This window comes from Muricoccus radiodurans, from assembly GCF_050154705.1.
GTDB lineage: Bacteria > Pseudomonadota > Alphaproteobacteria > Acetobacterales > Acetobacteraceae > Roseomonas > Roseomonas radiodurans.
Genome location: NZ_CP189561.1, coordinates 3,341,504 through 3,362,755 on the forward strand (window position 1 = coordinate 3,341,504; position 21,252 = coordinate 3,362,755).

The following is a 21,252-nucleotide window of genomic DNA, read 5'->3' on the forward strand; positions in this document are numbered from 1 at the left end:
GGGGGAAGGCCATGGCGAACGAATTTGTCTACGAGAAGGCCTTCGATCGGAACATCGGTTGGGTCACCGAGTGGGAGCAGGCCGCCCTTCGCGCGAAGCGTGTCGCGATCGCTGGAATGGGAGGGGTCGGCGGCGTCCATCTGATCACGCTGACACGGCTCGGGATCGGCGCCTTCAACATCGCGGACCTCGACACCTTCGACATCGCGAACTTCAATCGGCAGATCGGCGCCACGATGGACACCATCGGACGCCCGAAGCTGGACGTCATGGCGGAGATGGCGTTGGCCATCAATCCCGAGCTTCGGCTAGAGCGCTTCCCGCAGGGCGTGACAGCGGACAACGTGGACGACTTCCTCTCGGGCGTCGACCTGTTCGTCGACGGCTTCGACTTCTTCGTCCTCGACATCCGTCGCCGGGTCTTCGCTCGCTGTGCAGAACTGGGTATCCCGGCCGTCACGGCCGCACCGATCGGGATGGGCACCGGATTTCTCGCCTTCATGCCCGGGGGCATGACCTTCGAGCAGTATTTTCGCCTCGAGGGGCAATCCCAGAACGAGCAGTACTTGCGCTTCCTCATGGGCGTTGCCCCGAGAGGCCTGCACCGCGCCTATCTGGTCGACCCATCGAGAATCGACCTTGCGGCGAAGCGAGGGCCGTCCACGGGCGCTGCGTGCCAGCTCTGTTCGGGCGTGGTGACGGTCGCGGCCGTTAAGATCCTCCTGCGCCGCGGTGACGTGAAACCGGCGCCCTACCACCATCACTTCGATCCATATCTCAACCGGCTTGCTCTGACGCGTCTCCGTTTCGGGAACGCCGGCCCGCTCCAGCGGGCCAAGCTGGCCTTGGCACGCCGGATGTACAGCAGGGCCGCATCCGCCACGCCCGCCAATGCATCGAGTGGGGAGTTGCCGACGTCCGAATTGATGCAGATCCTCAACATCGCGCGCTGGGCCCCGAGCGGCGACAACACGCAACCCTGGCGCTTCGAGAGTGTCGATGATGAGACGGTGATCGTTCATCTCAACACGGAGGCCGGCATCAATCCCTATGACTACCGCGGTGGCGAGCCCTCGCTGCTCTCAGGCGGCATGTTGCTGGAGAATATCCGGATCGCTGCGACATCTCGCGCCCGTGGCATGGATTGGTCGTTCGAGGGAGGAGAGGGTCCCTACCGCATCAGAGTGCGCCTTCCACACTGTGAAGGTGTCAAGGTGGACCCACTTCTCGCCTCAGTCACGACCCGGTCCGTCGACCGTGGCTCGTTCCGCTCCCGGCCATTGACCCCGGCAGAGAAGGCCAGGCTGGAGAGTTCACTGGGACCATCGCTCAGCTTGCGGTGGTATGAGGATGCCGGAGCGCGATGGAGGCTGGCCAAGCTCGGGGCGAAGGCAACGGATATTCGCCTCCGCGCGCCAGAAACCTACGCTGTTCATCGGGAGATGCTGGACTGGACACGACGGCACAGTCCGACGGGGATCCCGGCATCAGCGATCGGTCTGGATCGGGCGAGCCTTCGCGTCATGCGCTGGGCGATGCAGCGTTGGGACCGGGTTGCGAGGCTGAATCGAGTGATGGGAACAAGGGCCACCTCCTTTCAACTGGACCTTCGTCCCGGGCTCGGAAGCGCAGCCTTCTTCGCCATTCAAGGCCATCGCCCGAATGAACCGAACGAGCGCATCCCGATGCTGCTCCAGGCTGGCCAGGATGTTCAGCGCTTCTGGCTGACTGCCACGCATCTCGGACTATCCATCCAGCCCGGCTTCGCGAGCCTCATCTTTTCATACTATGGAGCTGAAGATTTTCCTTTCACCGAGGATGCTGCGCTCCGCCTCAAGTCCAAAGAACTCGCGAAGATGTTCATGGAAGTGACGGGGGTCCGGCCACAAGACGTCCTGTTTCTTGGACGCATCGGTCAGCCACGTTCGCAGTCGCCGAGGGCCCGTTCCGTCCGCAGACCTCTCTCTGAACTCATGATGTGGAAAGATGCTGATCCAGCTCCGTAAGGTCGGGATCACGGGCGCCTGACAAAGGGGATCTCGGAAATTCAAGGTGACCGAAGCTTCGCCCGTGACGGGGGGTTTGGATGCGGGTGCTCTCGATCGCAGAACCCAGCTCAACATTCGCGGTATACACTGGCGACGGAGCGAGGTTATCTTCGGCAGCTCGGACTGGATCGTGACTGTCGGGGAAGTTTACAGTGCTCACCACCATCCGACCGATTGGATGCTGGTCTTGATGCGATGTTCGCGAAGTACAGCCTGGGTGGAGACGCTCGTGAAGAACATACTTTGTGTCTTTGCCCTGATGGGCGTTTCCGCGTCCTTGGCAGCGCAACCTGCAACGCCGGCACCGGATGGTGATAACCGGACACAGGTGTCCCTGGGGACCGTGATTCGAATGGTCCGGGTGGTCGAAAGAGCTGCGAAGTGTGAGTTGCGGGATGCGACCTGGATCGAACGCCATCGGCAACTCCTCAAGCTCGCCCTGGTACGTGGGGCCGCCGCTCAACCCAATTGGAACGTTGCCCTCGGGACTGCAGCGGCGACGGGGGTTCAGGCCGCGGCAGCCCAGGAGGCAAGCGAGTTTCCTCAGAACCTTTGCTCAAGCCTTCGCCCAGAACTCGAGGCTATTGAGCGCGCGGCCGAGCGGGCAAACTCGGCCATTGCAAGGTGATGCGCCGATCAGCGCCTCTGTCCTGATATCGGGCGTGCCATCGACGATATGGACAGTGTAGCGATTCGACGGCTCCGATCCACATGCTGGCAGGCCACTTCTGCCCAGTCTTCTGTGGCTCGTCCCCAGACATGTCAGCGCCACTGGAAGCCAGAAGAGCTGACGAGTTCGTCGAATCTCAACAACGATCATGGCCGATATTGTTGGGATGCGACGCGCGCATAGGCTCGCGAGAGCCGGAGTATACTCTCAAGGAAATGCAGACAGTTCACTCAAGTCAGCCTCTTCCTATGTCAGGAGATGGCACTCTCGCGTCGTGACACAGGAATACAGTTTGAGCTCAGCAAGGCGATACCGCTCATTGCCGACCAACGTCTCTTGAAGGTCGCTGTCGAACACTCGGCTGTCAAAGCGCCGCACGACGTTCGTCAGTGCAACACGACGAGTCCCAACGATCAGCACAGTAACGCCGGACGCGACGATCAATGACAACGAATCTAGGGAAAGGAAATTTATCCCAAGTCTTGCGGTTCGAGTCGACGCTGTCAGAGAATCTGCTCGTGAATCACCTTCCCGTTAGTCTCGCCGGTGTGATGCAAACACCCTCACTGGTACAGGACCAGGGCGGGCGACGAGTCCGCGACTCGACTGATATCGAAGAGCCGGAGGCGCTTAGTGCTGCAGTCTGCCTACACGGATGCCCTGACCAGTGCTGCCGACGAATTGACGGTGGAGGTCGCAACCACGCCCCAGCAGGCCGTCGAGGCGAAGCGGCTCCGCTATCAGGTCTATTGTGAGGAACGTAACTTCGAACCCGGCGCGAATGGACTAGAACAGGACGAGTACGACGATGCCTCCCAGCATGTTCTAGTCAGGAGCCGAGCGTCCGGCAAAGTTTATGGGACCGTTCGCCTTGTGCTCTCGGGGCAAGGCGGAATTGATCTCGGCTTTCCGATGGAACGCGTGTGCGACGACTACGTCCTACGTCCCCTCCTCCGGCAAACGACGGCCGAGGTTTCACGCTTCGCTATCACGCGCGACCGCGATGGTCTTAGCCCCGCCGCCGCCGCCCTGATGCGCCTCTGCCTCATTCGGGGCATTGTGCAGGCCAGCGGCGAACTCGGCCTGACCCATTGGTGCGCCACGATGGAACGCACCCTGCTTCGCCTGCTGCGCAGCACCGCCATTCACTTCGAGGCCGTCGGCCCCCTTATCGAATACCACGGCCTGCGCCAGCCTGCCGTCTGGGAACTGAACTCCGGCTTCGCGCGCATTTACCGCGAACTCCCGCACGTCTGGGCGTTCCTCACCCACAATGGCGCGTTCTGGCCCGACGCAACTATTAAGGGACGCGGAACGTTCGAAAGACTTGCACGAAAGTTGGGTTAACTTCGCCGTTGACCTGCGACGCCGCACAGGAGTGTCCCTGCGGCAAATGGCGCTGAACTCCTCGACGCTACTAGGACAGTCTTGGGTGGGTCGGTCTTCAGCACTCCTTTCACTCAAAGTACCGGACTCGCGGCGTGTTCTACATGTCCGTTGGCGGCGCGAAGGATTGTGGAAAATATCGTTCAGCGCGGGTTTGCGGCGATGAGGGGCCAATCGAGATGTGAGGAGGATTCGAAGTGCTCGATAAAGCCACTCCTCCTCCAGAATGCGAATCATTTTCGATCGCCGGGCTGAGCTTTAGCTTTGCCTGGTCGAGACTGGCCCCTGGTATTGATGGGTGGCGTGTTCAGCTGGTCCAGATCGCTTCAGGCGAGATGCTGGACGTAACGCCGCCAGGGTCCGAGTTCCCAGTGTTTTCCATTCTTCCCCGAGCGGGCTACATCGAGGTCATTCGTGAGCGGCCCATCGATGCAGGCGGCGGTCAGATCAGCATTGGTCGATTCAGGGGCCTTCGAGAAGCTGTTCTCGCTCTATGCAGCCTCGACGACGAACAGATCGCTCAAATCGATCGAGATTTGGTGCAGCTTGCGCCACCTGACCTTCGAAATGCAGATGAGTTCGATCATCGTTGAGCTCTTGATGTCGGCGGGGCTCCGCCATGCCATCTCGAGGAAACGCGCCCACGCGCTTTATGCTCAAGCTCTATCGGCGGGAGCATCGCCGCGCGTCGCTCTACTCGTAACGTCTTGGCAATTCGTCTGACGATCGGCGTGGGGCCGAGAGTCGGTCCAGTCTGACCGTCCTCACAAGTTCGCTGCGTAGCCGACGAGACCCACGCCGACGAGTCCTTCTGCAAGTCGGGAGAATTTCAGTCAGCACGTGTGCACCAAGTCATCCTTGTAGGGACAAGGAGGGCAGCCCACGCGCATTCAACGCTCCCCTCCCGCCTGCCGTTCGCCACGTGTCGGACAGCGCAACCTGCGGCTTGACCACACTCCGGCAAACGAGTGTCTCTCGCCCATGCATGGTGAACCGATCCGCCTTGGCGGCCGCTCCTTCGTTGCCTTGCGGAAGGTGGGTCGTGCGCCGCGGGGCTTGAGACCAGTCTACCATGCCGTCACGCCACACTGCCGCATGGCGCTCTGTGCGGTCGAGCCAGGCGCCGGCTCCGGATGGGCGGAGCCGCCTGCAGACGAGGTGACCTGCCCGAAGTGCTTGAAGCGAATGGCCCGACTTCGTGATCGTTAGGTCTCCTACGCAACCGCGGTGGGCATTGTGGCGCGCTGATCTCTGACGTGGTGCATGGCATCGATCTGGGGACTACTGACCAGTGGAAAGAGCGAGCATTTTTCTAACGGTCCGTGGTGTCGCGCTCTGCTATCGGCCTCCACCCTCCCCGGGAAATCCAAGGTGTCCTGCTCCGTCTTCAGCAGTCGCCGACTCTGAAACTCAGTAAGCAAGGCCCACAGGTCCTTGGTTTTGTGGCTTGATTGTCAGCCCGCATTGGGGTTAGCCCAATGCCATGGCAGCCAGCCGTTGACGAGGCGGGTGAGCAGGTCGGCGAGAGAGCGCTGCGGGTCGACGCCATTGAGCTTACAGGTCTCGACGAGAGAGGCGATGGCGGCCCAGCGGGTCCCGCCGTCGTCGCCGGAGGTGAACAGGGCGTTCTTGTGGGAAGAGCGGAGAGGCCGGATGGCGTGGTCGACGGTGTTGTTGTCGAGCTCGATCCGGCCATCGTCGAGGAACCGCACGAGGCCGCTCGGGCGGTGGAGCGCGCAGCGGAGCGCCTCCGCTGTTGGGCTGCTGCCGGGCTGGTGGGCGTGCTGCGCCGAGAGCTAGGCGAGCAGATTTCTGGCGGGCGAGCTGCCGCACCACGGATGGCTTCCCCCGCACCTCGGCTTCAACGGCGTTGAGGGAGTGATGCGCCGGAGCGTTTCAGTCGTGATCGGTGTGGCCTTTCTGCGCGCGAGCGGGATGAACTCGCGACGGACATCCGACCGGCAGAACGCGAGCGTCATGCCTCATGGCGACGCCGAGCCCCCTGCCCTCCGCCTCCAGCCGGCTCCTATGTGCTGCGCGAGGATCCGAGACCAGCTGCCCACCGATGATCTCGTCGCCGACGGCTACACGCTCCGCATCCACGAACAGCGGAAGGGCGAGGGGTCCAACTGTCGAACGACATCGGAGACGCCCCCCTTGGCGCCACGAACCGCCCCCCCGGTTTACACCTTCGTTGATACGGTGGCCGGCTCGGGCGCTGTAATCTTGAGCAGGCCGGAGCGGCGCTTCTCCTTGAGCCGGTAGCTGTCGCCGCGGATGGTGGCGAAGTGACTATGGTGTAGCAGGCGGTCGAGGATCGCGGTGGCCCCCGTGGGATCGCCGAACACACCGCCCCACTCGCCAACCGCACGGTTCGAGGTCACCAGCATGGAGGCGCGCTTGCTCTGTTGAAACCCTTGTCTGGTCTTGGAGGTTGGGCAGGCTTTCGGCGGAGTCGGGAGGCGTGGGATGCGGAGGATGTCGAAATCGGCGGTGAGGGTGGCGCGGGAGGCGCTGGCAACGGGCCGCGCGGCTTTGCCGGAGTACGGGAGCCGGTTTTCGCGGCGGGATTACACGCAGACCCAGCTTTTCGCGCTTCTCGTGCTGCGGCAACTCCTGCGAACGGACTACCCGCGCGTTGTGACCCTCGTCGCGGAGTGGGCGGAACTGCGCCGCGCCCTCCGCCTCTCGACGGTGCCGCACTACTCGACGCTCGCCCATGCCTCGCACAAAATTCTCGCAAACGCCGAGGCTGGGGGGCCTTCCGCGAGGCTCAGGCGGTGGTGGTCCGGCGCGCCCGCGGCCGCGGCCTGATCGACGCTGCCCCTGTGGCGGCGGTGGACGCGACGGGGCTCGAGACGCGCCATGTCAGCGCTTCCTTAGGGCTGCGGCGCGGAGGCGAGCGCCATCGGCAACGGGCGTGACCGAAACGGACGGCCGTCGTCCACACTCACTCGTACCTCATTCTTGGCGCGGTGCCGGGTGTCGGCCCGAGCCAGGACTCGCCCGACTTCACACCCACGATGCACCGGGCGGCGGGGTTCGTCCGGATCGACACTGTCCTCGGCGACGCGGGCTACGACGCCGAGCACAACCATCGCCTCTGCCGCGATGACCTTGCCATCCGGCGGACGGTGAGCCGCCTCAACCGCCGCAACACGGGATGCCACTGGCCAAAGACGCCCTACCGACGCGCGGTGCGGCACCGCCTCCCAAAGGCAACATACAACCAGCGCTGGCACGCCGAGTGCGGCTTCAGCCAGCACAAACGCCGCCTCGGATCAGCCCTGACCGTGCGGAACGACGCATCCCAAGCCCGAGAACTCGCCCTCCGCGTCCTCACCCACGACATCATGCTCCTCGCCGAGGCCCAGTAAGCCTTTCAACAGAGCATCCCCAGCTTTAAGAGGCCGGCGGGTCGCGCTTCATCAGCGCTTGCTCAAGTGCCGTCCGCACGTCCGACGGTGTGAACGGCTTCTCTAGCACCAAGGCGCCGTCCCGCCGCGCCCGTGCCGTCGATGCCCCGAGCACCGTATCGCCGGTGACGAGCACCGTGCGAGCCCCCACCTGCGGCTGCTCGGCCATCAGGGTGCGACGTAGCGCGATGCCGTCCATCCCAGGCATCCGAAGGTCCGCGAACACGATGTCGAACCGAGTTCGTCGCGCAGCCGCCAGCGCGGCCTGGCCGCTCTCCCGCACGGTCACGCGATGACCCTGGATCTCCAGGATCTCGGCAAGGGATTCCGCCACGTCCGGCTCATCATCCACCACCAACACGGCGAGACTTTCGTCGGCCCTGTCTGGTGTCGCCGCTTCCGCCGGCTCCACCGCCGCCTCACAAGGCAGCCATACCAGGAACCGAGCCCCTCCGTCCGGCACGTCTTCCAGTTCCACCCGACCACCGTGCGCCCCTACAATGCTTCGGCAGATCGCCAAGCCGATGCCGGTTCCGGCACCGGCCGGCTTAGTGGTGAAGTAGGGCTCGAAGATCCGCGACTTCAGGTCCGCAGGCACGCCGCCTCCGTTGTCGGCCACCACCACAACCGCACCCTCGCCCGCGCGCCGGGTCCACACCGATATGCGCCGGGGCTCTGGTCGATCCTGCAGGGCCTGCTGCGCGTTGACCAGCAGGTTCGCCACCACCTGCCCGAGCAGGTCGCCATCCCCTTGCACTGGGGGCAGGTCGGGGTCGTGCGTCACGTCCACCGCGATCCCGGCGCTGCGGGCCCCATAGGCGGTCAGCTCGACCGCCGCGTCCACCACGGCGGCCAACCGCACCAGGGTGCGCCGCGGCGCCTCCTGCCGGGCAATCGCGAGAAAGCTCTTAACGATGCGCCCGGACCGCTCGGCGGCGGCGTGGATGCGCTCCGCACGGCGCCGCAGCTCTGGGGTCGTTGCCTGGTCGCGCAGCAGCGTGGCCTGGGCGAGCAGGATGGCAAGTGGGTTATTCAGCTCGTGTGCGACGCCAGCCAATAGCGATCCCATAGCCGAGAGCTTTTCCACATGATGTAACCGCGTTCGTTGCCCCTCGATCTCAGCCGCGGCCGCGCGCTGCTCCGTCAGGTCGCGCAGGTGCGCGGTGAACAACCGCCGGCCGGGCAGACGGGCTTCGGTGATCGCCAGCTCACAGGGGAAGATGCTCCCGTCCGCCCTCGTCGCCTCGACCTCGACGCGGTGCCCGATCACCGTGCCGATCCCGGTTTCCATGTAGCGGCGCATACCGTCCACATGCCGCCGACGCATCATCGGCGGCACGATCAATTCGGCCACGGGGCGGCCGATGGCGGAATGGCGGGCGTAGCCGAAGGTGCGCTCGGCGGCCGGGTTCCACTCCATCACGAGGCCTGCCTCATCCATCACCACCACGGCATCGAGCGCCGAAGCAACAATAGCGGAGCTCAGCGCCTCGCTGCCCCGCAGCTGCGCTCCCGTCTCCAGCAGCCTCCGCTCGCTCTCCACCAGTTCCGTCAGGTCACGAGAAAAGATGAAATAACCATCCACCGTCCCGTCGGCGCCGCGGTGAGGCAGGAGGATGCGCTGCACGTAGCGCCGCTCCGCTCGATTATGAAAAGGCAACCACCCGGCCCAGCGCACGGTTTCGCCATCCAGGGCTCGCCCACCTTGCCCGGCTAGGAGGACGCCCGCGGCCTCGCCCAACATCTCCGTCACCGTACGGCCCAGCGCGGTCTCGGGCGTGAGGCCGACGAACTCGGCGAGCTCTCGATTCGCGTAGCGGCAGCGCCCTCCGCGGTCGATCAGTGCGACCCGCGCCGGGATGGCGTCGAGGACGGCACGGAGCTGTGCCTCACCGAAATCCGGGATCGGAGCCCCGGACCTCATTGACTTGACACGAACATGTAGCCCTCGCCACGAACGGTGCGGATGAGCCGCGGCCGGGCCGGGTCCACTTCGATCTTCCGGCGCAGGCGAGTCACACGTACGTCGACAAGGCGTTCGTCGCCCTCCGCGTCACGGCCGTGCGCCAGATTCAGCACCTGCGAGCGTGAGAGGACGCGATTGGGGCGCATCACGAGGGCGGCGAGCAGCTCTGCCTCCATGACAGTGAGCGCCAGGTCCCTGCCATCCGGGTCCGTCAGCCGGAGGCTTTCCAAATGCAGTGTATAGGCACCGACCTGCACCGTGTGGTCGAGGACGGAATTCGCTGCCGCGGACGGGGAGTCCTGCTCGGACAGCCGCCGCAGCACGCTACGGATGCGCGCCACCAGTTCACGCAGATCGTAGGGCTTCACTACGTAATCGTCGCCGCCGAGCTCGAGCCCCACAATTCGGTCGATCGCCGTGCCAGCAGCGGTGGCGAAAACGATACCGGGGCGGGGGCCACGCGAGTGCAGCCAGCGCGCGAGCGAGAGCCCATCCTCGCCGGGCATGGCGATGTCGAGCACCGCGATGTCCAGGTTCTCTCGCATCGCCAGTTCCCGCAGCTCCGCCGCATTGCCGGCCTCCAGCACCCGCAGGTCGTGGCCCTCCAAGTACTCCGCCACGGCCTCGCGCAGGTCGGGCTCGTCGTCCACTACCGCGATCGTCGGTCGCGGGCTCGTTGCTGGCATACGGGACCCCCGCCGGAGGACACGGGAAAGCCGCTCCCGCCGGTCCCGCCTACCAGTTAACCCGGAATGGCTCAATGTCGAGGCGGTGAACATTCCTGGCCAGCAGGTCGGGCGCTGCTGTCGTAGGGGCGCTTCGGGCGACGCGACAGTAGGACCGAATGGAAGGGAGAGGGGTCGAGCAACAGCATGACGAGTCCCGACTGTGAAAAGGTAAGGGCCGGCACCGTGCCTGCGCTGTCACGGGCGACCCTGACCTTAGAGCAGCTATTGTCCCGGCCTGAGAGGCTCTTGCAGATGGGGAGGCTGCACTCCCATGCAGTTTTTTTTTTTTTTTTTTTTTTTTTTTTTTTTTTTTTTTTTTTTTTTTTTTTTTTTTTTTTTTTTTTTTTTTTTTTTTTTTTTTTTTTTTTTTTTTTTTTTTTTTTTTTTTTTTTTTTTTTTTTTTTTTTTTTTTTTTTTTTTTTTTTTTTTTTTTTTTTTTTTTTTTTTTTTTTTTTTTTTTTTTTTTTTTTTTTTTTTTTTTTTTTTTTTTTTTTTTTTTTTTTTTTTTTTTTTTTTTTTTTTTTTTTTTTTTTTTTTTTTTTTTTTTTTTTTTTTTTTTTTTTTTTTTTTTTTTTTTTTTTTTTTTTTTTTTTTTTTTTTTTTTTTTTTTTTTTTTTTTTTTTTTTTTTTTTTTTTTTTTTTTTTTTTTTTTTTTTTTTTTTTTTTTTTTTTTTTTTTTTTTTTTTTTTTTTTTTTTTTTTTTTTTTTTTTTTTTTTTTTTTTTTTTTTTTTTTTTTTTTTTTTTTTTTTTTTTTTTTTTTTTTTTTTTTTTTTTTTATCTCGGATCGAGGCCTGCCGCCCTCCTCCGTGATGAGGATCCCAGCCTTCGAGGCCAAGGGCTCCCGCCACGAGCCCAGCCACCAGGGCCACCGGGGCGAGAGCGCGATGCGCCGGCCGCGCCCGGACTGCCCCCCGCGGACCACCGCCAATGGGTGACGTTCGGCAGGCGGTTGCGCTGGCCAGCGCTAGCGACTTCTGCTGCGGGTCGTCCCGGGCGAGCGGAAACGACAGTCCAGCTTTCTCACCCGAGACCGCGTCCCCACCTTCAAGGGATCAATCCACCATGCGCCTGGAGTCACTCCTTGGGAACTCGTGCGCGCATTCACCCCTTGGCTACACCGGGAGAAGGGACATCGCGCCTCGGCGCTGTCCTGCCTCTCGTTGTTGCAGAACGCTCTCCCGTTCGCCCCTGATCCCAGAGAAGCTCGCCCGACTTCTCGACCGAGGTGCTTCTGCTGCGAGCGTGACGAACGCGACATTGAGGCCAGTAGCGCAAGACATCACAGAAATCCGCGGTTGGTAGTGCTCTCCCATCAACCCACAGGGTGTCATCGCGCCCAACAGGAGAAGAGGAAGAGACATGGCCTGGTACGCACGGATCACCCGCTACCTGAGCGCGCACATGGTCTACTCGCAGCAGAAGCAGAACTCTTGCGGCATCGCATGCATCATGATGATCAACTTCAAGATGAAGAAGAAGCACATGCTTGCCGGCGTCGCGACCGAGGCAGCCCTCGCCACCGCCGGCGGGGCTATCGGCGCGGCACTCGGCGTGACGTATTGCAACTCAGCGATCGACAATGCTGTAAAATCCGAGCCGCACGTCTACGCCGAATACACCAAGGTCACCGGTTCCCCGTATGACGGCAGCAGTTACAGCGACGCCGACCAGTTCCCGGCCGTGCTGGCGAACCTCGGCCTCGGAAAGTGGGAGTGCGTCGACCTGGGCGAGAAGGGAGTTGGCTCCGAGGCCTGCCTCTCGGACGGAGCCGGCGCACCCATGATTGCCTTGGTCGAGTGGAAAAAGGGTGGCTCGCACTTTGTCCTTGTAGACGGATATACCCGCAACAGTGGCCTCGTCTGCGATCCCTGGGACGGTGAGGTGCACGTCACCCCGATGCCGTTCAGCCGAGCCATTACCTACAACGCCGGCGATGCGCCGCTCGGCTGGTCTCTCAGCAGCCCGATTTACAACTACCCGAAAGGTGAGACTGGCAAGTTCAACGGTGTGGTGGTGCGGCGCAAGAGGTGATCATGCGCCACTGTCCGGTGCCTTCCATATCCGGGCGGGCACCCGCGGCGTCGAGCTTGCACAGACCATCAAGCGGCCGCTCAGCGTGCCATGCCATCCAGAGATCCAGCGACGGTCAGTGACCGGACCAGCACGAATGCTGCCCGGAAATCAAGGCCGGAGCACGGCACGGGAAGGGCTACGCGCCACTGGCCCCACGCTTCAACCAAGTTGACGGAGGGAAATTCCATGAAAGCTGTTATTGTTTTGGTCATTGGGGTGTTTGTGGCCGGGGCGGCCGAGGCGCAGCCTGCTCCAAGTGCCCACCTTGAAGCAGGGCGGCAGTTGGCCCAATCGGCCAGAGTTGTCACACTGGCGCGGCGATGCAGACTTCGAGACGAAGTCTGGGGCTCACGCGTGCTTCAGGCATTGGAGACTCAGCGTGATGCTCTGATGCGGGAACACAGCCGCCGCTTCGCAGGAGATGGCGAGGTCGCGCGGTGGTTCTTTATGGGCACGATGATCGGAGGTTTTGGGGCCGCAGATGCCGAACACCAACAGCTTGGTTCAGCGGTTTGCCGAGCCCTTACGCCACCGGCTTTAGCTCCCCTGGATCAGCTTGCTCGTTAACACATTCAGGCATGGCGACCTTGATCTTAGACCTGGAAACCGGTCCGGCCATTCTGAGAACCTGTTTGAGCGGCCCTCAGCCGCCCATCCCCATTCTCTCCTGAGTTGACACCGGGAACCGCCTGGCTGGGCGGAAGGGTGGGAGAGATGTGGACGGAACGGCATCAGGCGGGGCAAGCGGCGCACCTGAAGTAGGTGATATCGTAGCACGCGATCCGCGAGGTGGCGGACTGGTTGGAGCGGCCGACCCGCCGCAGAGTAAGAGCCGACGCCAGCCCTTGCCGTGGTGCAGGCATGGGCTTAGCACCTGCGAGTGGGCGGCGACTGGCGGGCGCTACCGGCAGCCTCGCCGCCCTGGCGGACGGTCTATGGCTGGTTTTGGCGCTGGGCGGCTCTCGGTCTGTTCGAGAGCATGCCGCAGGACCTGAACCCTCGAAGTGGGATCTGGTCGGCTTTGGGAGATGCAACGCTAGCCGAGCAACCTGGATGCTTAGGGCGTCGATGCGTTGAGTGCGTTGTGGGACTCGTTTGCGGGAGGGGGCAACATCCTGAACACCGTCGGCCGGGCCGGTACACCGTTCCTGCTGCTCCTGAGTCCGCGTCGGTGTGACCTCCGCGTACTGATCGGATTCAGGCGCCAACGGGCTCTAGCGTAGCTGACAGCGAGACCTTCAGGAACCTTCTTGCCGTTAGATTTTCTTTACAGTTTAGCCGATCGCACAATATCGTTTCGTAATACGAGAAGAAACCTGCTGAAGAAACAATCGCATGGCCGGGACGCGGTTGCTGGCACGGAAGGTGCTCTATCGCTCAGAACGAGCACCATGGGCCTCGTCAGATACATCGCCTGATGCCCTGAGACGCCAGAAGGAACTTGCAATGACGCTGCTCCCAAAGACGATCCGGAAGGCACTTATGGCCTCCGTCGCCGTCCTGGCCACGACCGGTGCGCCGGCGCTCTCGGCCCCTCTGTTCACCGTGAATGAGGGCTCGGTTCCCGGTAGTGCGCAGAACACACTTCAGGCCGATCGGATCAGCTTTAACTACGCGGGCCGGATCGTGCAGACGATCAACGGCGGTTCGCTGGCCGGCAACGACGACCCCTTCACCGAATCCGGCTTCCTGACCAAGGCCTCCTACGCGATCGGTGGCTCGGCCGTCCCCTCGCAGCTCAACGGGTTCGGCGGCGGTGGCTACGGCATCTACGGCATCTTCAACCTCGCGGGTGAGGCTGACCCGCTGGCGGGTGGCGGCATTCAGGCGAATTTCGCCTCCGGCAGCGTCAATCTCTACTTGGACCCGAACCAGAACACGACCTTCGGCTTTGTCGGCAACACCGCCACAGCGGGCGGCACCACCGGCGACGATATCCTCCTCGCCACCATGACGCTCAGGGTCGGCGAAGCGCACATCTTCGGCGGGCTGGCCAACGGCGACTTCGATACGATCTTCAACCTGTCCCTCACCGCGGCTGGGCAGGCGTTCTTCGTCTCGCCGAACCCCTTCTTCCCGCTGGAGAACTTCGGCGGCAACACGCAGACGATCACGGGCGGCAGCCTGACCCAGAGCTTCGTCGCGACCGCGACGGGCGCCGGGACGGAGCTCTTCCTGACCGCCGTTCCGGAGCCGGCCACCCTCGCCCTGTTCGGCGCTGGCCTGCTTGGGCTCGGGTTCGTGCAGCGCCGTCGCACGTAGAAGTCCGAGCAAGCGGCTGCCTAAGGGACTTGCTCGCACCTTTCAGACGGCGGCCACTATTTCGAACCGCCCAGTCAATCCACTTGGCTGGGCGGCCGTCCATCGCTAGGCAAAGCTGAAGTCAAATTTATGGTTCTGCCCTACCTACTCGCTACAAGCACTGTCTCGGCGGCTTTCGTGATGCTGCTACTGACGATGTTCTGACGACGGTAGCCAGGCGGGTACAACGCCGTCTACGTTCTGGTCTCTTCAGCCCGGAGCTTCAGCGCCGATCCAGTCGCTCGGCGGTTGCGCAGCGGATAAGGCCAACCAACACCGAAACTGTCCTGTCAGCGAGACGCCTTGAAGGCGCGCTTGGCTTCTGACCTACCGGCCATCCAGCCGTGTGCCACCTCGCCCCGCACCACCCGTTGCTCTCCGATCCTCTCATGAAAGCCCTCACTCGCCTCCAATCGCGTAGCAGGCGTGGCCTTCCATCGTGTGCCGGCCGGCGTTTCCAGGATGATCTCCGACAGCGTCGCGCTCACGATGTGAGCTCGCTGGGGCACTGGGCTGAACTGAATCGCCAGACGCTCTCATGGCTGCACACGCCGCCTGTTGCCGACGTAGGTGTGTGCAAGGAGCAGCTTCACGCCTGCCTTCAGTTCATCTGAATGAGTGCCTGCAACCCAAGATATCAAGACCCCACCCGTGCCACTACGAACACGCCCAGAGAGGCGCCGGCCGCCACGCCCGCCCCAGCAGCTCCTTGGCCGCTATAGGGGCTTCAACGCCTGTCGGACTTCGTCGCGCTCAGCCGACTTTCGTAAGATCACCAATGCTTTCACGAGTAATCTGGTCTTTCCAGAATTCTCCGTTGTGGGTGAGGAAGTTCCAGACGTGGGGGAGTTGGCGCTGGATGCGGGCGAAGCCGCCGGAGAGTTCCCAGACGGCGGGCTGGCGCAGGCCGTGGTACTCGATGAGGGGGCCGACAGCCTCGAAGTGGATGGCGGCGCTGCGCAGGAGGCGGAGGAGGGTACGCTCCATGGTGGCGCACCAGTGGGTGAGGCCGAGTTCGCCGCTGACCTGCACGAGGCCCTGGATGAGGCAGAAGCGCATCAGGGCGGCGGCGGCGGGGCTGAGGCCGTCGCGGTCGCGGGTGATGGCGAAGCGGGAGATCTCGGCGGTTGTCTCGCGGGGAAGGGGGCGCAGGACGTAGCTCTCGCAGACGCGTTCCATGGGAAAGCCGAGACCGGCCCCACGCTGGCCCGAGAGCACGAGGCGGACGGTCCCATAGACCTTGCTGGAGGCCCGGCTGCGGACCAGCACGTGCCGGGAGTGGGCATCGAACTCGTCCTGCTCGAGGCCGCTCTCGCCCGGTTCGAAGCCCCGTTCTTCGCAGTAGACCTGATAGCGGAGACGCTTTGCCTCGAGAACCTGCTCGGGCGTCGTTGCCACCTCTACCACCAGTTCATCAGCGGCATTATTCAGCATGTCGGCGAAGGGGAGCTGCAACATGGCAAGCGTCTCCGAGTAGCTGGTGCAGGGATAAAAGCTCACGAGCTCGTGAGAGCATGGAGAATAGACCGGACTACCCCACCTCAGCGCAAGCGTTTCTCACGGGATCGAGAGTATTAAGATTTGTACTGATCACCAAAATTGATCAGTCTCGTAAATTGAAGTGGTCAGATGGCACCCTTTTCCTGTACTTGCCCTCTAACAATATCAGGAAGATCGGCACAAACACTCCGACGTCTCCTCCGTTTTATACGCTTTTTCTAGAGTCTCAGGCATCTCTTAGAAGATTTGACTAACGATTACTTTGATCACTGCCTTCTACCCTGATCCAAGCAGACCTTTACAACCATAGGTTGTTATTGATCCTTTTTACTCGCTCTGCGAGCGTTTCGAATTTCGGGAAATTCTGCTACAGTTCCCGGCGGACGTTCTGGACGGTTTTCAGTTCAATCCGCTGATTTGGAGCTGTGGCGGCAACTGTGACAATCGAGGTGGCTATGCGGGCTAAGCGAAAAGGCTGCTCGGATTGCCGGACCATGGTTCGTGGCACAGGGTCGTTGTCGTCAGGTCCCTCAACGGCGGCTTCGTCGTGAGCGCGCGTGCCAGATCATCCGAAGTGGTCGAAACCTGGACGTTGGATTGAGAAACGAATCTCGCGGAGGAGAACGCGAATCTCTGCAGGCTGAGTGTTGTGGCACAGGGCTGCGCTGTGGAGCGCCGGCCGATCACCGCCTAGTTCCGGAACCATCTAAGGCAGCAGTTCAGGGGGCCACGCCGAACTTTAGAGCTGGCAGCATATCCTACGGCCGCGACAAGGCCCAACCACCACCTGTTTAGTATTATGACGACGTTCCAAGACGCACGCCGAGAGAACAGAAGTCTACATCAAACATGATGTAGATGCACTTCAGATTAGCCGGTCCATTGATCGGTCTGAACTCTCTGCTGCACGAGGCCACGGCAACTCGGCATCATCAAGCGGCCAGCAAATAGGATAATTATCCCGTTCTTCTAGATCACAACTACCCTACTTGCCAAATCCAGCGATGACGTCACGTTTCAGTGTGTTTCTGTCTTGTGAGGAAACCTAGTCCGCTGTTAGCCAGGAAGGCAGTGCAGCGTTCTGAGCACAGGTTCGGACTGCATGATATGTCGGAGCGGAGATAAGTGGGGGTGAGAGATTAACGAGGAGCAGTCGCTCGAGATCTTAGTTGGGCAACCTTAAGCTTTGAAGCAAGAAAACGGCAGTATCGAACACTACAGCTCACGCCAGAGCATCCTTATCGACGGCACGTATATCTTTGATCCGACTGGATAGTGAAATGGGGGAAGTGCAGATGCTGCAGAAAGCATACACTGATGCTTTGACCAGCGCCGCTGATGAACTGGTGGTAGAGGTGGCAACGACGCCCGAGCAGGTTCTCGAGGCAAAGCGTCTCCGCTATCAGGTCTACTGCGAAGAACGGGGCTTCGAACCGGGCGAGAGCGGCCTCGAGCAGGACGAGTTCGATGCCCACTCCCGGCACGTGCTGGTCCGCAGCCGGGCCTCCAGCAAGGTCTATGGGACCGTCCGCCTCGTGCTCTCGGGCCAGCGTGGGGCCGGTCTCGGCTTTCCCATGGAACGCGTCTGCGAGAGCTACGTCCTGCGCCCCCTTCCCCGCGAGACAACCGCCGAGATCTCCCGCTTCGCCATCACCCGCGACCGCGACGGCCTCAGCCCCGCCGCCGCCGCCCTGATGCGCTTCTGCCTCATCCAGGGCCTCGTGCAGGTCAGCGGCGAACTCGGCCTCACCCACTGGTGCGCCACCATGGAGCGCACCCTCCTCCGCCTCCTGCGCAGCGCCGCCATCCACTTCGAGGCTGTCGGCCCCCTCATCGAGTACCACGGCCTCCGCCAGCCCGCCGTCTGGGAACTCTCCGGCGGCTTCGCCCGCATCCAGCGCCAACTCCCCCACGTCTGGAACTTCCTCACCCACAACGGAGAATTCTGGAACGACGCAACTGGAGGGCAGATTGCAGCGTTTCCAAAGGCTTGCCGCGATGCAGGCTAAGAAGGAAGCCAGCTTAAGCACGGCTTGAATTTATCCGGTTGGCCCGCGCCACAAGTTTGTCACGTTTGCCGCACTTGCCATCTCTTTTTTGGAGAATCGTGGCAGGTAAGTCAAATTAAATGTTCAACTTCAAGTCGAAGTGGTACGTCCGGAGGGCTAAGCCCCTTCTCCGCTGAATGTCGCCTTAGGTAAACGCGACGGCATCCAGAGGCACTGGGCTGAGCCCGACCATCGCTCAACTTGAGAAGAGGCCTCAGAAGTTGCCCGATCCGGCAAAGCCATCTTCAGAGCCTGGCACGTTTCCGATCGCTGATCTCAGGTTCGGCTTTGCGTGGTCGCGTGTTGCGCCGGGCATCGATGGCTGGCGCGTTGAGCTGGTGCAAATTGCAACGGGCGAGATGTTTGATGTTACCCCGCCGGGGTCTGAGTTTCCTGTCTTTTCCATTCTGCCGAGAGCGGGTTCCGTCGAGATGATCCGGGAGCGGCCGATCGAGGCTGGAGGTGGTCAGGTCATTGTTGGGTGCTTCGGAAGTCTTCGCGAAGCGGTGCTCACGCTATGTCCGTTGGAAGAGGGCCAGCTTGCTCAGATTGATCAAGACTTACGGCAGCCCGCCCCCATGATGTTTCCGGAGATCAGTTGAGTAGCACGGTCGGTTCAGTGGAGCGTCCGTCATTCAATCCTGCATCGGCGGTTGCCATGCGTGACGAAGTCCTGACCTGGGCCTCGAGGTTGCTGGCCAGATAGCAGCTCATGTCGTCTCTCTCCCGCCTCCAGCGCCGATCGATACCGAGCGGATCTCCCTGACCCCGAGTTGACGCGTCATCTTCAGCCGTCTGCCGTGAGGCCTTTGATCAGGTCCAGGACACGCATTCGAACGGCAGGCTCGGTGATCCGATAATACGCGCGCACAAGCACCAGCGTCTCGCGCCGCTGCAATCTCTCGTCCTGTAGTCTCTCCTGTCCTTCGGTAAAGCCCTTGGCAGAGTGTTCGCCCTTGTCCGCCGAGGGGTGAATGTTCTCCGAAAGCTCTTCGAAGAAGAAGGTGATAGGGACGTCCAGTACACGCGCGATCTCGAACAGCCGGCTGGCGCCGATCCGGTTCACTCCACTCTCGCATTTCTGCACTTGCTGGAAGGTCAGACCGAGCGCCGCTCCCAGGTTCTCCAATGTCATGCCGAGGATCGCTCTCTGGAGCCGGATCCGCGCACCAACATGAACATCGATGGAGTTGGCACCCTTCACAATCTCTGCCGTTCGCACCTTCGTCATCAGGTCACGCACCTTCCTGCCGGGCCCCAAGGCGGCTTGCCCTATTCGGGTGTGGGGATATCGATCACCATCGGCGAGGACGGGTCGGGACCGCCTCCCGCACATCGCGAGACGCTTCTGGCCCAGCCGGGCGCGGGTAGAACCTTACTCGAACCACGACTGAACCGCGACGCGTGCATGGCACGTGCAAGACGCCGACGAGCGCCGCACCCAAGATGGGGTATACACTCTCCGAAGCGCTTACGGCGGGGCGCTTCGACAAGCGACGGTACTGCTCAGCTCCTACCGTGCGCAACGGCGCGAAGCGTCGCCTCAAAGTGGACGATGCGCTACCTCGACCGAGGTTACCCGTTGAGAGACGTTATCACGCGACGCGCGCAACATGCGTAGCCTTGCTACGGAGTGTGATGTCACCAAACGCTTGACCCTGATCCAACCGAACGGCCGCGTCGCGCGCGAGTTCAAGCCCGGCGACGAGGGTAGAGGCGACGGCGGCCCGTCGCTGCAGAAGGGTGCGCATCGCTTCGCATGGCGGAAGGAAGGTCTCGAGCGGCAGCGCCCGCGCTTCACCAGAAGCGTCGAACTCTCCCAACATGCGCCGGATGCGGTCTGAGGCCGCTGGCGGGCGCCAAATGTCCGGCGGGGTGGGCTGGTAAGCCGGCACGCGCTCGGGCCGGCGCATCACCTCGAGGCAGACCCGCAGCAGCGTCGTTAAGTCCGCGACCGCCGGCGCTCCCCTCCCCTCGCCCGCCCCGTGCGCTTCGTCCGGCGCACCGCGCGCGAACACCTCTCGTCCGAGACTTGGTCTCCGTGTGAGCCAGTCTGAGAGCGCCGCGACAGCCGCCCGGTCCGCGAGTTGGCGGCGGAGGGCCTCCGCCTCCTGCCGAGCTTCCTGGCCCTCTCGGCTGTCCGCCGGCAGGAGCAGGCGCGAGCGCAGCAGGGCGAGGTTCGCCGCCGCGACCAGCCAGTCCCCGAGCCGGGACAGCGGCACGTCCCGCCGCGTGATGCCCCGCTCCACTGCCGCCTGGAACTGCGCCGCGAGATCGAGGATCGAGATCGCGCCGATGTCGACCCGCCCGGCCCGGACGAGATCGAGGAGCAGGTCGAGCGGCCCGGCATAGCCCCGGAGGTCGAGGTGGAGCGCCTCGCGCCCGGGCGGCGTGCCGCTGCGGGCGACCTCCCACCCCTCCTCCTCGGCGGCCTGCGCGTCTCCGCCGCCGTCCGCCTCAGCCATCGTCGTAGTGGGGTCGGACGGAGACGGAGAGCGCCGGCCAGGTCTCGCGCACCTGCTGGAGTGCTGCCCACGGCGTCCAGTCCGCCGACCAGAAGGCGAGCGACAGACGGGCGGAGGCGGCCAGGTCCCCTCCCCTGCCCTTCCCGCCCGATCGCCTTGCCTCGGCCCGGTGCGCGACCTGCCGCAGGGGCCAGGTCGTGCCCCATTGCGTCCAGAGCCAGCGCAGCGCGTCCGGGTGCCCGGGCCCGAGGCGCAGCACCTCGGCCGGCACCGGGACGAGCCGGTGCAGGTCCAGGGGCACCGGCCCACCCGGCCGGCTCACCGCCACTCGCACCCGCTCGTCTGACTTCTCCAGCGCCGCCCGGAGCCCGGAGGCGACGATCCGGCACCCCTGGAGCGAGAGGACCCGCTCGCCCCGGGGCGGGGCGGCGAGCAGGTGGAACAGGTCCTCCTCCTCCCCGGCCCGTCCGTGGGTCCAGGGGATCACCCCCGGCCCGGCCGCCGCGAGGCGGAACAGGGCGAGGTCCTCCGCCGGCCCGGTCACGTCGAGGTGGTGGAACAGCCAGTCCGGGCTGGCGAGCGCGAGGACGTCGGTGACCACCGCCGCGCCGGTCTCCGGGGCGTCTCCTCCTCCGGCGCCCTCGCGGTCC

At 62.4% G+C, this 21,252-nt stretch carries 17 protein-coding genes and 2 pseudogenes; 9 read left to right on the forward strand and 10 right to left on the reverse strand.

Going from position 1 to position 21,252, the window contains the following annotated elements; translation table 11 throughout:
• The first annotated feature begins 11 nt into the window (after positions 1–11).
• From ACP6CK_RS16035 to ACP6CK_RS16045, 3 genes are all read left to right on the forward strand, one after another.
• On the forward strand, positions 12–2,006 hold the full coding sequence (locus ACP6CK_RS16035) for a ThiF family adenylyltransferase (protein WP_426954299.1): 1,995 nt from the start codon (positions 12–14) through the stop codon (positions 2,004–2,006).
• Positions 2,007–3,351: 1,345 nt separating this feature from the next.
• On the forward strand, positions 3,352–4,065 hold the full coding sequence (locus tag ACP6CK_RS16040; RefSeq protein ID WP_426954300.1) for an N-acyl amino acid synthase FeeM domain-containing protein: 714 nt from the start codon (positions 3,352–3,354) through the stop codon (positions 4,063–4,065).
• A 236-nt stretch (positions 4,066–4,301) separates the two neighbouring features.
• Positions 4,302–4,697: a hypothetical protein gene (locus ACP6CK_RS16045; RefSeq protein WP_426954301.1), complete on the forward strand. Its 396-nt coding sequence runs from the start codon at positions 4,302–4,304 to the stop codon at positions 4,695–4,697.
• An 861-nt stretch (positions 4,698–5,558) separates the two neighbouring features.
• Here ACP6CK_RS16045 and ACP6CK_RS16050 read toward each other — a convergent pair.
• The 3 genes and pseudogenes from ACP6CK_RS16050 to ACP6CK_RS16060 all read right to left on the reverse strand — a co-directional run bounded on the left by ACP6CK_RS16050 (position 5,559) and on the right by ACP6CK_RS16060 (position 6,494).
• Positions 5,559–5,726 (reverse strand): transposase domain-containing protein, encoded by a 168-nt coding sequence (locus ACP6CK_RS16050; RefSeq protein WP_426959924.1) that lies wholly within the window; start codon positions 5,724–5,726, stop codon positions 5,559–5,561.
• Positions 5,709–5,882 (reverse strand): annotated as a pseudogene (locus tag ACP6CK_RS16055) (IS66 family transposase); the annotation flags it as partial. The pseudogene ACP6CK_RS16055 and the gene ACP6CK_RS16050, both read right to left, overlap by 18 nt.
• A 405-nt stretch (positions 5,883–6,287) precedes the next feature.
• Positions 6,288–6,494, reverse strand: a complete 207-nt coding sequence (locus tag ACP6CK_RS16060; protein ID WP_426954302.1) for an ATP-binding protein — start codon at positions 6,492–6,494, stop codon at positions 6,288–6,290.
• A gap of 88 nt (positions 6,495–6,582) precedes the next feature.
• Between ACP6CK_RS16060 and ACP6CK_RS16065 the strand changes: the two genes are divergently transcribed.
• Together ACP6CK_RS16065 and ACP6CK_RS16070 are read left to right on the forward strand one after the other, a co-directional pair.
• Positions 6,583–6,918, forward strand: coding sequence for a hypothetical protein (locus ACP6CK_RS16065; RefSeq protein ID WP_426954303.1), 336 nt, complete (start codon positions 6,583–6,585; stop codon positions 6,916–6,918).
• Between the two features lie 125 nt (positions 6,919–7,043).
• Positions 7,044–7,481 (forward strand): annotated as a pseudogene (locus ACP6CK_RS16070) (transposase); the annotation flags it as partial.
• Between the two features lie 25 nt (positions 7,482–7,506).
• Here ACP6CK_RS16070 and ACP6CK_RS16075 read toward each other — a convergent pair.
• The 3 genes from ACP6CK_RS16075 to ACP6CK_RS16085 all read right to left on the reverse strand — a co-directional run bounded on the left by ACP6CK_RS16075 (position 7,507) and on the right by ACP6CK_RS16085 (position 11,050).
• Positions 7,507–9,444, reverse strand: a complete 1,938-nt coding sequence (locus ACP6CK_RS16075) for a PAS domain S-box protein (protein WP_426954304.1) — start codon at positions 9,442–9,444, stop codon at positions 7,507–7,509.
• Positions 9,441–10,136, reverse strand: coding sequence for a response regulator (locus ACP6CK_RS16080; RefSeq protein ID WP_426954305.1), 696 nt, complete (start codon positions 10,134–10,136; stop codon positions 9,441–9,443). Before ACP6CK_RS16080 ends, ACP6CK_RS16075 begins: the two co-directional genes overlap by 4 nt.
• A gap of 107 nt (positions 10,137–10,243) precedes the next feature.
• Positions 10,244–11,050 (reverse strand): hypothetical protein, encoded by an 807-nt coding sequence (locus ACP6CK_RS16085; protein ID WP_426954306.1) that lies wholly within the window; start codon positions 11,048–11,050, stop codon positions 10,244–10,246.
• A 524-nt stretch (positions 11,051–11,574) separates the two neighbouring features.
• Between ACP6CK_RS16085 and ACP6CK_RS16090 the strand changes: the two genes are divergently transcribed.
• Entirely contained in the window at positions 11,575–12,246 is a 672-nt protein-coding gene (locus ACP6CK_RS16090; protein ID WP_426954307.1) for a hypothetical protein, read from the forward strand.
• A 1,488-nt stretch (positions 12,247–13,734) separates the two neighbouring features.
• Positions 13,735–14,550, forward strand: coding sequence for a flocculation-associated PEP-CTERM protein PepA (pepA, locus tag ACP6CK_RS16095; protein WP_426954308.1), 816 nt, complete (start codon positions 13,735–13,737; stop codon positions 14,548–14,550).
• 792 nt (positions 14,551–15,342) lie between these two features.
• Here the strand turns inward: pepA and ACP6CK_RS16100 are convergent.
• Positions 15,343–16,047: a GNAT family N-acyltransferase gene (locus ACP6CK_RS16100; protein ID WP_426954309.1), complete on the reverse strand. Its 705-nt coding sequence runs from the start codon at positions 16,045–16,047 to the stop codon at positions 15,343–15,345.
• A 1,337-nt stretch (positions 16,048–17,384) separates the two neighbouring features.
• Between ACP6CK_RS16100 and ACP6CK_RS16105 the strand changes: the two genes are divergently transcribed.
• Both ACP6CK_RS16105 and ACP6CK_RS16110 read left to right on the forward strand, forming a co-directional pair.
• A complete protein-coding gene (locus ACP6CK_RS16105; RefSeq protein WP_426954310.1) occupies positions 17,385–18,098 on the forward strand; it encodes a GNAT family N-acyltransferase in 714 nt (237 codons plus the stop codon).
• A gap of 260 nt (positions 18,099–18,358) precedes the next feature.
• Positions 18,359–18,739: a hypothetical protein gene (locus tag ACP6CK_RS16110; protein WP_426954311.1), complete on the forward strand. Its 381-nt coding sequence runs from the start codon at positions 18,359–18,361 to the stop codon at positions 18,737–18,739.
• A 185-nt stretch (positions 18,740–18,924) separates the two neighbouring features.
• On the opposite strand, the gene ACP6CK_RS16115 is transcribed toward ACP6CK_RS16110, so the two are convergent.
• From ACP6CK_RS16115 to ACP6CK_RS16125, 3 genes are all read right to left on the reverse strand, one after another.
• Positions 18,925–19,368 carry a helix-turn-helix domain-containing protein gene (locus ACP6CK_RS16115; protein WP_426954312.1) on the reverse strand — a complete coding sequence of 148 codons (444 nt, stop codon included), beginning with the start codon at positions 19,366–19,368 and terminating at the stop codon, positions 18,925–18,927.
• 364 nt (positions 19,369–19,732) lie between these two features.
• Positions 19,733–20,602, reverse strand: a complete 870-nt coding sequence (locus ACP6CK_RS16120; protein ID WP_426954313.1) for a segregation and condensation protein A — start codon at positions 20,600–20,602, stop codon at positions 19,733–19,735.
• Positions 20,595–21,203 carry a hypothetical protein gene (locus tag ACP6CK_RS16125; RefSeq protein WP_426954314.1) on the reverse strand — a complete coding sequence of 203 codons (609 nt, stop codon included), beginning with the start codon at positions 21,201–21,203 and terminating at the stop codon, positions 20,595–20,597. Before ACP6CK_RS16125 ends, ACP6CK_RS16120 begins: the two co-directional genes overlap by 8 nt.
• Positions 21,204–21,252: the final 49 nt, after the last annotated feature.

Bases quoted from the DNA above. Each gene is read 5' to 3' on its own strand.
- ACP6CK_RS16075 (WP_426954304.1), bottom strand. From the start codon at position 9,444: ATGAGGTCCGGGGCTCCGATCCCGGATTTCGGTGAGGCACAGCTCCGT.
- ACP6CK_RS16100 (WP_426954309.1), bottom strand. From the start codon at position 16,047: ATGTTGCAGCTCCCCTTCGCCGACATGCTGAATAATGCCGCTGATGAA.
- pepA (WP_426954308.1), top strand. From the start codon at position 13,735: ATGACGCTGCTCCCAAAGACGATCCGGAAGGCACTTATGGCCTCCGTC.
- ACP6CK_RS16120 (WP_426954313.1), bottom strand. From the start codon at position 20,602: ATGGCTGAGGCGGACGGCGGCGGAGACGCGCAGGCCGCCGAGGAGGAG.
- ACP6CK_RS16105 (WP_426954310.1), top strand. From the start codon at position 17,385: ATGCTGCAGAAAGCATACACTGATGCTTTGACCAGCGCCGCTGATGAA.
- ACP6CK_RS16060 (WP_426954302.1), bottom strand. From the start codon at position 6,494: ATGCTGGTGACCTCGAACCGTGCGGTTGGCGAGTGGGGCGGTGTGTTC.
- ACP6CK_RS16115 (WP_426954312.1), bottom strand. From the start codon at position 19,368: ATGACGAAGGTGCGAACGGCAGAGATTGTGAAGGGTGCCAACTCCATC.
- ACP6CK_RS16065 (WP_426954303.1), top strand. From the start codon at position 6,583: ATGTCGAAATCGGCGGTGAGGGTGGCGCGGGAGGCGCTGGCAACGGGC.
- ACP6CK_RS16090 (WP_426954307.1), top strand. From the start codon at position 11,575: ATGGCCTGGTACGCACGGATCACCCGCTACCTGAGCGCGCACATGGTC.
- ACP6CK_RS16035 (WP_426954299.1), top strand. From the start codon at position 12: ATGGCGAACGAATTTGTCTACGAGAAGGCCTTCGATCGGAACATCGGT.